The organism is Thalassotalea sp. G20_0 (assembly GCF_017744175.1).
Lineage (GTDB): Bacteria > Pseudomonadota > Gammaproteobacteria > Pseudomonadales > Endozoicomonadaceae > Endozoicomonas.
Genome location: NZ_JAGHQV010000134.1, coordinates 1 through 2,902 on the forward strand (window position 1 = coordinate 1; position 2,902 = coordinate 2,902).

Sequence of the window (2,902 nt, forward strand, 5' to 3'; positions counted from 1 at the left end):
TAAAATCGCACTGTTGCAAAAAGCAGGATTTGAGGTCATTGAAATTCCGGTTAACAGGCTTGGGAATCAGGATTTAATGAAACCATACATTGATCAAATAAAGACCGGGACAGGCATCGCGCCACAGAAGCATGGTTCTGTATCACTTAAAAAAGAGTGGGCAGATGCTGCATACGTTACTGCTGATAAAGGCAGGCAACCCACAGAGCACGGTTACTTAACCGTCGAAAAACAGTTAGAAGAACAAACCGGCAAACCAGCCAAGAGGAAGAGAAAAAACAGCCAGTAATCCCCTCCCTTCGACCCAGGAACCGTTTTCACATTCCAGGAAAGTTCTACCAGCGTTGAAGACCTGTTGCCCCTGAATTTCGCCCCGGATGATTTGAAGATAACGGATGGTTGGCATCAGGAGCAGATGCGTTTCTCTAACTGCTTACATTTGTAACATTCCAATAAAATGAACTTCTGCACAGAACAGCAGTCTGCTTTTTATATTCTCATGAATTAATGAAATATAATTATGGATAGAACCTCTGCTGGTATCAGTGGTCAATACGCAAGATCAGGTAATGATGACAACCAACCGGATGACCAAGCCGCTTCTTCAAGGCGTGGACGATATAGACATGCCACAGTCAGACAGTGGGATAATTCCCCCCGCACGGGGCGTAATGAATTTTACCAATCTTCTGCCGCAAGCCCTTCTCAATATCTACTGCACCGTTCAGTAAACCCTGCTCAAGATTTTAATGCTCTCACCCAACAGGAAATAATGGATGGTCTGGTGAGCAAATCGTATCGTTTCGGTCATCGCTATGATGGAAGAGATCACGGCCTATACGCCAGTTCAATTAAAAAATACACGTCAGCGTCTAAAAGACCTTTAAATAGAGCGGAACAAAGCCAGTTGATGCGTTTGCTGCAAAATTTCACAGCAACGCGGAGCTGGAATTGGCGAAGCCTGACGACAACACTGCACTCATTTACTTCAGCGGGTGTTTTTACCCCTCATAGACCCTTGGATGAGCGTGTCAAGCTTACTCAAACTGCCTTATTGTCAACACTGCTTGATGCAATAATATTCAAGTGCAACCAAAAAACTGAAGCCAGCTATATTGGTGCCCAGGGTGTCGCCAACCTGCTATGGGCTATGGCGAAACTGGTAGACAGCGGGCAGGAGCGAACACCAGGGTTCAACGCGGCTGTGGCCGCACTGTTGCCCCACGTGAACGCACAGAAAGACCAATTTATTCCTCAGCATATTGCCAACCTGCTGTGGGCCATGGCGAAACTGGTGGACAACGGGCAGGAGCGAACACCAGGATTCAATGAGGCCGTGGCCAGGCTATTGCCCGACGTGAACGCACAGAAAGCTCACTTTAAACCACAGGAAATCGCCAACCTGCTGTGGGCCATGGCGAAACTGGTGGACAACGGGCAGGAGCGAACACCAGGGCTCAATGAGGCCTTGGCCAGGCTATTGGCCGACGTGAACGCACAGAAAGCTCACTTTAAACCACAGGAAATCGCCAACCTGCTGTGGGCCATGGCGAAACTGGTGGACAACGGGCAGGAGCAGACAGCAGAGTTCAACGAGGCCGTGGCCACGCTGTTGTCCCGGGTAAACGCACATAAAGACCGATTTAATGCACAGGGTATTACCAACCTGCTGTGGGCCATGGCGAAATTGGTGGACAACGGCCAACAGCGGACACCAGGGCTCAACGAGGCCGTGGCTGCGCTGTTGCCCCTCGTGAACGCAAAGAAAGCTAACTTTAAGCCACGGGAAATCGCCAACCTGCTGTGGGCCATGGCGAAACTGGTGGACAACGGGCAGGAGTGGACACCAGAGCTCAAAGAGACCGTAGCCGCGCTGTTGCCCCTCGTGATCGCACAGAAAGACCAATTTAATGCCCAGGATATCGCCAACCTGCTGTGGGCCGTGGCAAAACTGGTGGACAACGGGCAGGACCGGACACCAGAGTTCAATGAGGCCGTGGCCGCGCTGGTGCCCCTCGTGAACACACAGAAACACCAATTTATTCCTCAGCATATCGCCAACCTGCTGTGGGCCATGGCAAAACTGGTGGACAACGGGCAGGAGCAAACACCAGAACTCAACGAGGCCGTGGCCGCACTGTTGCCCCATGTGAGCACACGGAAAGCTAACTTTACACCACAGGGTATCGCCAACCTGCTGTGGGCCATGGCGAAACTGGTGGACAACGGGCAGAAGCGGACACCGGGGCTCAATGAGGCCGTGGCCAGCCTATTACCCGACGTGAACGCACAGAAAGATAACTTTAAATCACAGGAAATCGCCAACCTGCTATGGGCCACGGCGAAACTGGTGGACAACGGGCAGGAGCGGACACCGCAGCTCAAAGAGGCCGTGGCCGTGCTGTTACAAGTGAACCCAGAGAAAGCTGACTTTAAACCACAGGAAATCGCCAACCTGCTGTGGGCCATGGCGATACTGCTGAACAACGGGCAGAATAGAACACCAAAGCTTAAAGAGGCCGTGGCCGCGTTGTTGCCCCACGTGAACGCACAGAAAGATAACTTTACACCACAGGCTAACGCCAACCTGCTGTGGACCATGGTGAAACTGGTGGATAGCGGGCAGGAGCTGACACCAGAGCTTAACGAGGCCGTGGCCGCGCTGTTGCGCCACGTGAACGCACAGAAAGCTAACTTTAACCCACGGGAAATCGCCAACCTGCTGCGGGCCACGGCGAAACTGGGTGAGTTCGTTGAGCTGAACGTGGTTACCTATATGTTTGAATCGCTTGTTTACCGAATCAGTGAAAACCCTCAGCTCTCACAGCAAGACATATTGATGTCTCTCTGGGGAGTGATGGTTTGCTGTGCCAGATTGTCTCTGGACTCCAGTAACAATAAC

General features: G+C 51.7%; 2 protein-coding genes. Both read left to right on the forward strand.

Going from position 1 to position 2,902, the window contains the following annotated elements; genetic code table 11:
• On the forward strand, positions 1–289 hold a 289-nt coding region (locus tag J7438_RS24930), incomplete at its 5' end, for a hypothetical protein (RefSeq protein ID WP_209278750.1).
• 231 nt (positions 290–520) lie between these two features.
• The coding region (locus J7438_RS24935) for a DUF1601 domain-containing protein (RefSeq protein WP_209278751.1) at positions 521–2,902 on the forward strand (2,382 nt) is incomplete at its 3' end.